This is a genomic window from Candidatus Aalborgicola defluviihabitans (assembly GCF_016705985.1).
In the GTDB taxonomy this organism is placed as follows: domain Bacteria; phylum Pseudomonadota; class Gammaproteobacteria; order Burkholderiales; family Burkholderiaceae_C; genus Allorhodoferax; species Allorhodoferax defluviihabitans.
In genome coordinates this window covers 1-8,007 of sequence record NZ_JADJKN010000027.1, presented here as the reverse complement: position 1 = coordinate 8,007, position 8,007 = coordinate 1, and the positions used below count along the sequence as shown (strand labels likewise).

Genomic DNA, 8,007 nt, shown 5'->3' with positions numbered 1-8,007 from the left:
CATTTCACGCCTTTGATGCTGGAAGCCGCTGACAAGGATGCCAACTTCCGTGGTCACATGGTCAACGTGGCCTCGATGGGCGGGCTTGGTCAACACGCCCAATATGGGCGCTTACAACGTCAGCAAACATGCTGTGGTCAGCCTGACGGAGACCATGTACCAAGACCTGGCCTTGGTGTCTGAGCAAGTTCATTGCTCCGTGCTGTGCCCGTACTTTGTGCCCACCAGCATCCACAACTCGCATTTGAACCGTCCTAACGAGTTGCGCAGTGACACCAAGCCGACCGTGAGCCAGATGGTGGCGCACGCCACCAGCACCAAGGCTGTCACTTCGGGCGAGGTGACTGCGGCTGACGTGGCTTCGATGGTCTTTGATGCCATCGAGAAGGGCCAGTTCTACATCTACAGCCACCCAGAGGCTTTGGCCATCGTCAAAACCCGCTTGGATGACGTGGTTGAGGGCCGTAACCCCAGCGACCCATCGGTTCGCCGCCGAAGCCTGAGGCCGTCATTGCGAGGCCCTCAAGGCCGGCAAAAAGGTCAGCCCCCAAAAGTGAGGCTGACGAGGCGCCCGTGTTCAGCGGGCGTCTTGCTCGCGGTGGCGTGCCAACACCACGCCACGCGATTCAAAGCGTTTGAACAACTGTTCCACGCAATACACCGATCGGTGCTGACCGCCGGTGCAGCCAATGGCCACCGTCACGTAGCTACGCTGGTCGCCTTCCATGGTGGGCAGCCAGCGCAGCAAAAACGCTTCAATCTGCGCAATCATCTCGGCTGATTCAGGCTGCTGCACCAGGTAATCAATCACGGGCTGATCTCGCCCCGTCAAGGGCTTGAGCTCCTTGATGTAGTAGGGGTTGGGCAGCATGCGCACATCAAACACAAAGTCTGCGTCAATGGGTACGCCGTGTTTGAACGCGAACGACTCGAACACCAAGGTCAGGCGCGACGCTGAGGCCTGGACCACGTTGTGAATCCAGGTGCGCAACTGGGCAGGGCGCAGCAAAGATGTCAATGACGGTGGACACCTCGCACCCAACGGCCTCCAGGCAACCGCGCTCCAGGTTGATGGTGTCAACCAAGATTTTTCACCCGATGTGGCTTCAGTCTGGGCGGCCTGGGACAGCGGGTGAGGGCGGCGCGTTTCTGAAAAACGGCGCACCAAAGCATCTGTGCTGGCATCCAAGAACACCGACCGTACCGAGATGCCTTCCTGGCGCAGTTGCGTCAGAACGGGCAGCAAATCAGGCAACGATTGCGCACTGCGCACATCGATAGACACAGCCAGGCGGCGCTGCAAAAGGGGGGCGCGTTTTTGTTCCAGATCGACCAAACTGCGAAGCAATTCAGGCGGCAGGTTGTCGACGCAGAAGTAGCCGGTGTCCTCCAAGGCGTTGAGCGCCACGGATTTGCCTGAGCCTGAAATGCCCGTCAGGACGACGATGTCGAGGACGCTCATGCGGCTACCTTTTTGCTGCGACTGCGCGTGGTGCTGGCAACCAAGCCTGCATCCACTTGATCATGTTCACGAGCAGATTGCAGCATGGCTTGGGCATGGGCGCGGCTGGTGTCGGTGATGACCCCACCCAGCATGCGGGCGATCTCCTTGACGCGATCATCCGACTCAACGGGGCGGATGTCACTGCTGGTTTGGCCACCGGTCAAGGCTTTGGATACCACCAGGTGCTGGTGCGCGCATGCAGCCACTTGAGCCAAGTGCGTGACGGCCAAAACCTGACGCTCACGCCCCAGTTGTTGCATCAATTGGCCCACCGTGTCTGCCACGGCACCACCCACGCCAGAGTCAATTTCGTCAAAGATCAAGGTGCCCACAGCGGAGGCTTCATCCGCGCGCTGCGTGGTGGTCACCGCAATGGCCAGGGCCAGGCCCGGGACAGCTCGCCGCCCGAGCTACTTTACCCAATGGGCGGGTGCGGCCTGCTTGGCCCGCGACCAAAAGTCCACTGACTCCAAACCCAGCCTGCGGCTCATCCTGTTTGACCAAAGCCACTTCAAAACGGCCGCCCGCCATGCCCAATTTCTGCATGGCCTCGGTGACCAATTGGCTCAGTGTGGGGGCCATGGCTGCACGTTGTTTGGACACGGCCTTGGCGGTGGTCAGCCAAGCCTGGTGTGCTGCCTGGGCTTGCTTTTCCAGCCCATCCAGATCGGCTGCCGCATCGACATCAGCCAGCTCGGCCTTCCAACTGCGTAGCAACTCGGGCAATTCAGCCGGCGAGCGGCGGTAGCGCCGGGCCAGGCTCATCCACAAAGACATGCGGCTGTCCAACTCTTGCAAGCGGTCTGGGTCCAGTTCTGTGTGGCGCAATGCGGAGTTGATGCTGTGTGCGGCGTCTTGCAATTGCGCTTAGGCGCTAGCACCTCCAGGGCATTGGGCCAGATGGTTCGCCCACACTCAGCCACTGCCAACCCACGGCACGGCGCGTGAGGAGCGGGAGTCTGCGCTGTCATCGGCTTCAGAGACAGCATCCAGCGCCAACCGGGCCGCATCCAAAATGGCTTGGCCGTGGCTCAGGCGTTGGTGCTCGGTGTTCAACTCATCCCACTCGTCGGCCTGCGGGGCGAGCTTGTCCAGTTCGGCAATTTGCCATTGCAGGCGTTCGCGTTCACGGTCCAGGTCGGCTTGTTTGCTACGAGCATCGTCTAGCTTTTGCTGGGCTTGGCGCCGGGCCGTCCAGGCCGATTGCAATGCGGCGGTGTCTGCCCCGGCTTGGCCGTCGACCAACGCACGAACGGAGTCAGCACGGGTCAAGCTTTGCCAGGCGTGTTGGCCATGGATGTCGACCAGATGCTCACCCAACTCACGCAGTTGCGTCACGGTGGCACTTCGGCCATTGATCCAGGCGCGGCTTTTGCCTTGGTTGTCCACCACGCGGCGCAGTAGCAAGGGCTCGCCAGATTCAGCCAGGTCAAAACCGGCTTCTTCTAGCCAAGGTGTCAAAGTGGCCAACAAAGCGGTGGAGGGTTCAAATTCGGCAGTGATGTCTGCGCGGGCGGCGCCTTCACGCACCACGCCCGCATCGCCGCGGCTACCCAGGGCCAATTGCAAGGCGTCAATCAGGATTGATTTGCCTGCGCCCGTTTCGCCCGTCAGGGCCGTGAAGCCGCTGCTCAAATCAATGTCCAGCGACGTGACGATCACAAAGTCGCGCAGGATCAGGCGACGCAACATCTCAGCTCACTCCTTCGTTCCAGCGCATCTTGCGCCGCAGCGTGGCGTAGTAATTCCAGCCCTTGGGGTGCAAAAAGCGCACGCGGTGGCAAGAGCGCCGCACCGTCACGCGGTCGCCGTGCAGCAAACTGGCCAAGGACTGCATGTCAAAGTTCATGCTGGCGTCTCGGCCCGCCACGATCTCGATCGTGATGGTGCCGGTGTCAGGGACCACGATGGGCCGGTTGGACATGGTGTGCGACGCAATCGGCACGATCACCCAACCACCCAATCCAGGGTGCAAGATTGGGCCCCCTGCCGACAGGGCATAAGCGGTTGAGCCTGTGGGGGATGACACGATCAACCCGTCAGCCCGGTAATTGGCGACAAACTGGCCATCGACTTCAGCGCGCAGTTCCACCATGCTGGCGGTTGCGCCCCGGCTCACGACCACTTCGTTGATGGCGTATCCCTCATAGATGGTCTCAAAGCCACCGGTTCTCAAGGGACGCAGCACGGCGCCTTCCAGCAGGATCGCGCCTCTTCCTCATATTGCCCGCCCAATATCAAGGGCAGAGCAACATGCATGTCACTTTGTTGAATGTCTGTGATGAACCCCAGTCGCCCTTGGTTGATCCCGATCAGGGGTACGCCGTAGCGCGACAGTTCACGGGCAATGGCCAGCATGGTGCCATCGCCCCCGACCACCACGGCCACATCACATTGACGGCCGATTTCGTCCAGCGTCAAGGGTGGGTATTCAGAGATGCCAGTGTTCAACGCCGTGTCGAACTCGAGCGACACATCGACTCCCGCACGCGACAGCGTATGGGCCACGTCTTCCAGAATCGGGCGAATGCCACTGGCCTGGTATTTGCCGATCAAGGCAGCGTGACGAAAGCGGCATGGAGAAGCGGTTGGCATGCGGCGAATTACACCACACAGGGTTGTGAAACAACACCACGCATCAAGGCGGTTTGCCCCCCGATTTGCCCTCATCCGCTCTAGAATGAACGACACATGTTGGATGATCGAGCCAAGATTCTGTTGAAGGCGCTGGTTGAGCGCTATATCGCCGATGGGCAACCCGTAGGGTCGCGGACTTTGTCGCGCGCGTCTGGTTTGGAGTTGTCAGCTGCCACCATACGAAATGTGATGGCGGATCTGGAAGAGCTTGGCTTGATCGTCAGCCCCCACACCTCGGCGGGGCGCGTGCCCACGGCCCGGGGCTACCGCATGTTTGTGGACACGATGCTGACGGCGCGGTCCTTGACTTTGCCGGATCTGGATGCGCAAGCCCGCGAGCCCCTGCTGCCTGACCAGCCTCAGCGCGTGATCGCCAACGCGGCGCAAATGCTGTCAAGCTTGTCTCAGTTTGTGGGTGTGGTCACGGCACCGCGCAAGCCCTCGGTGTTCCGCCATATCGAGTTCTTGCGCTTGGGTGACAAACGCGTCCTGGTGATCCTGGTAGCGCCTGATGGCGATGTGCAAAACCGCGTCATCTTTACGGCACATGATTTCACTCAATCGCAGTTGATTGAGGCCAGCAACATTCTTAACTCGCACTACTCGGGCTTGTCCATTGAGGAAATGCGCGAACGGCTGAAGCTGGAAGTGGATCAATTGCGCGGCGAAATGGCCGTGCTGATGCAGCAAGCCGTGCAAGCGGGTAGTGATGTGTTGGCCGAGAGCACAGACCAACTCGTGGTCTCGGGCGAGCGCAATCTGTTGACGGTCGAAGACTTCTCCAACGACTTGGGGTCATTGCGCCGCATGTTCGACCTGTTCGAGCAAAAAACGCAGCTGATGCGGCTTTTGGATGGCTCCAGCCGGGCTGAGGGCGTGCAGATCTACATCGGCGGCGAAAGCCAGTTCGTGCCGTTTGAAGAGTTGTCTGTCGTCTCCGCCCCTTACGAGATCAACGGCCACGTGGTCGGCACCTTAGGGGTCATTGGCCCCACCCGCATGGCCTACGACCGCATGATCGAAATTGTGGATATCACGTCACGCATGGTCACCAACGCGCTGAGTCAGAAGTAGCAGGCTCTACAATCGCAGATTCCTTGTTGTTCAAGGCAGGGGGCCGCTAGCTCATGCTGGTTAGAGCAGAGGACTCATAATCCTGTTGTTCGTGGGTGAGTGGTGATAATTATTCTTAATAAAATCAAGCACTTGGGGTGAGATTTTGGGCTTGATTTTTTCTTGTAATGATTCCAGTGTGGTGGGCGCTGTGTAGGCAATTGGCAGGTAAATAGATCAACGTCTTTGCATTGATCTGAACCGGATTCCAGTGTGATTGCTGAGGAGTGGAGAGATGCTTCACTGACCACGCCGCCTCGTCCAAAATTGAAAAGGGCAATCGCTGTTCCCGAGTCGGCGCACCCGGCCTTGACCGGACTTTTTGCTGTGCCAGAGAATGGCAGGTTAAGGTGTCAGCGGGCATTGAGGTTCCCGAACTGGTCGCTCCATAGCTGACTTTGACAAGCGCTCGCCTTGGTACCTGAGCCACCTTGGGATGACAGCGCTCAGGCGCAGACGGATGGCGCAGGCCGCGCGGTGGGGGGCAGAAGGACGTGTCATAAAGCGTTGGCAGCTATGGAACTCATAGCGAGTGATGGTGGTTCAAGGCGGCACAGGCTTTGCGGACGGTATCTGCGAGAACGCCCTGCAGGGGGTGCGGAGCTGCGATGTCCGGAAGAAGCATATTCACCTGGTAACCGATGGCAACGGTAAGCGGCCGCACTACTAGGTCCGGTCCGCTGAGTTCCAGTGCGGTGAGCGGGTTTACGATGGCAACGCCCAGGCCCTGACGCACCATGGCGCAGACGGCCACTGCGCTCGTGGTTTCAAGCAGGGTTGCGCGATGTACTTTAGCATCCGCGAACATCGCATCAATGGCGGTTCGATACGGGTCGCCAACCGCGAGACTGATGAAGCGCTCGCCTGTAAAGTCGCGTGGTTGCAGTCGCGCCTTGCGGCACAGGCTGTGATCACGTGGCAAAACAGCCACTTCATTGACTTTCAGTAAGGGCTGCAAGGCAACTCCAGCAGGTGCCTCTTGGGTTTCACTCAGTCCCAGGTCAAAACGCTGTTCACTCATGGCTTGCTCCAGCCAGGGCGACTCTAAGGGATGCACGCTGACTCCTAGTTCAGGATGTGCATGTGAGAGATATACCAGTGCGCGGGGTACCAAGGCATGGGCCAATGCCGGCAAACACGCAATGCGCAAGCGACCTGTCGCTTGGGTGCGCAATTCGCTGGCGCGCGCTGCGATCTGTTCCAAGCCTATAAACGAGCGTTCTACTTCCTGCATCAGCGCAAGTGCCCGCACGGTAGGCCGTAATCGGCCCCGCACCCGGTCAAAAAGGTTAAACCCCAGTAACTGCTCCAGACGACCCAGCTCGCGACTCAAAGTGGGCTGGCTTGACGCGCACGCGCCAGCTGCACGCCCCAGGTTGCCGTGCAGCATGATGGCGCGAAACATCGTCAGCTGGCGATGAGTTAAATTCATATCAATATTGAATAGGTACATAACAAGAGTAGCATTGATTGAATTGACTATGAAGGGGATCATCCACCCATGAACCCTTTTACTCCCGCTACCATCGCTCCTTTGGCCCAGCAGTTCGGTACCCCGCTGTGGATCTATGATGCCGACACCATTACGCGCCAGATTGCCGCTCTGCGGTTGTTTGACGTAGTGCGTTTCGCTCAGAAAGCCAACTCCAATACACACATCCTTCGCCTCATGAAGCGACAGGGCGCAGTGGTGGACTCGGTGTCTTTGGGTGAAATCGAACGCGCGTTGGCTGGTGGTTTTACGCCGGGCTTGCACAACGGGCACGCAGACATCGTGTTCACGGCCGATCTGCTGGACCGCGCTACGCTTGCGCGCGTGGTGGAACTCAATATTCCCGTGAACTGCGGCTCCATGGACATGCTGGACCAATTGGGTGCGGTCAACCCGGGGCACCCGGTGTGGCTACGCATCAACCCAGGTTTCGGGCATGGCCATTCCAAGAAAACAAATACCGGTGGCGAGCATAGCAAGCATGGCATCTGGCATGGCGACCTAGTACGCGCCTGCGAAAAGATCAAGTCCAACGGCCTGGCCTTGCAGGGCCTGCACATGCACATCGGCTCAGGCGTGGACTACGCGCACTTGCAGGAAGTGTGCGGTGCCATGCTGAAGCTGGTAGAGGTAGTGAATGCGCAGGGTTTGGACCTGCACGCCATCTCCGCGGGCGGCGGTCTGTCCGTTCCCTACCAGGCCGGTGAACCCACGATTGATACGGCGCACTACTTTTCATTATGGGATGCAGTGCGCCATGCCGTGGAACAACTGCTGGAGCACCCAGTGAAACTGGAAATAGAACCGGGCCGCTATTTAATGGCCGAGTCCGGCGTGCTGGTCACCGAGGTACGCGCCACGAAGCAACAGGGCGCCAACCATTTTGTGATGGTGGACGCCGGCTTCAGTGATCTGGCTCGCCCGGCCCTATACGGCGCCTACCACGGCATGGAGTTGATCCACTCTGATGGCACAGCGGTTAATGGCCTGCAGTTTGACACGGTGGTTGCCGGACCTCTGTGCGAGTCGGGAGATGTGTTTACGCAGGGAGACGGTGGCGTGGTGTTGCACCGGTCCTTGCCGCAGGCGCAGGTGGGAGATCTGCTGGTGTTGCACGACACCGGTGCGTATGGCGCCTCCATGTCATCGAACTACAACGCGCGCCCGCTGATTGCCGAAGTGCTGATGGAAAATGGTGAGCCCCGGCTTATTCGACGAAGGCAGACGGTGGCTGAGCTGCTCGCGCTGGAGGCGGTGTAAG

At 59.4% G+C, this 8,007-nt stretch carries 4 protein-coding genes and 3 pseudogenes; 3 read left to right on the top strand and 4 right to left on the bottom strand.

Translation table 11 applies throughout. The annotated features are described in order from the left end of the window. Window positions 1-514: pseudogene (locus tag IPI80_RS21620) on the top strand (SDR family NAD(P)-dependent oxidoreductase); the annotation flags it as partial. Window positions 515-577: 63 nt separating this feature from the next. Here the strand turns inward: IPI80_RS21620 and rapZ are convergent. From rapZ to IPI80_RS21605, 3 genes and pseudogenes are all read right to left on the bottom strand, one after another. Continuing rightward, the gene (gene rapZ, locus IPI80_RS21615; RefSeq protein ID WP_413863648.1) at window positions 578-1,462 is read right to left on the bottom strand and encodes an RNase adapter RapZ; all 885 of its coding nucleotides are present in this window, start codon (window positions 1,460-1,462) and stop codon (window positions 578-580) included. Continuing rightward, window positions 1,459-3,196 (bottom strand): annotated as a pseudogene (recN, locus tag IPI80_RS21610) (DNA repair protein RecN). The gene rapZ and the pseudogene recN overlap by 4 nt, the downstream one beginning before the upstream one ends. 1 nt (window position 3,197) lies before the next feature. After that, window positions 3,198-4,099 (bottom strand): annotated as a pseudogene (locus IPI80_RS21605) (NAD kinase). Between the two features lie 96 nt (window positions 4,100-4,195). On the opposite strand from IPI80_RS21605, the gene hrcA reads away from it, so the two are divergent. Beyond that, window positions 4,196-5,215 carry a heat-inducible transcriptional repressor HrcA gene (gene hrcA, locus IPI80_RS21600; RefSeq protein WP_413863646.1) on the top strand — a complete coding sequence of 340 codons (1,020 nt, stop codon included), beginning with the start codon at window positions 4,196-4,198 and terminating at the stop codon, window positions 5,213-5,215. A 562-nt stretch (window positions 5,216-5,777) separates the two neighbouring features. On the opposite strand, the gene IPI80_RS21595 is transcribed toward hrcA, so the two are convergent. Then, window positions 5,778-6,686, bottom strand: a complete 909-nt coding sequence (locus IPI80_RS21595; protein WP_413863644.1) for a LysR family transcriptional regulator — start codon at window positions 6,684-6,686, stop codon at window positions 5,778-5,780. A 69-nt stretch (window positions 6,687-6,755) separates the two neighbouring features. Here IPI80_RS21595 and lysA point away from each other — a divergent pair, with 69 nt between their 5' ends. After that, window positions 6,756-8,006 (top strand): diaminopimelate decarboxylase, encoded by a 1,251-nt coding sequence (lysA, locus tag IPI80_RS21590; RefSeq protein ID WP_413863642.1) that lies wholly within the window; start codon window positions 6,756-6,758, stop codon window positions 8,004-8,006. Window position 8,007: the final 1 nt, after the last annotated feature.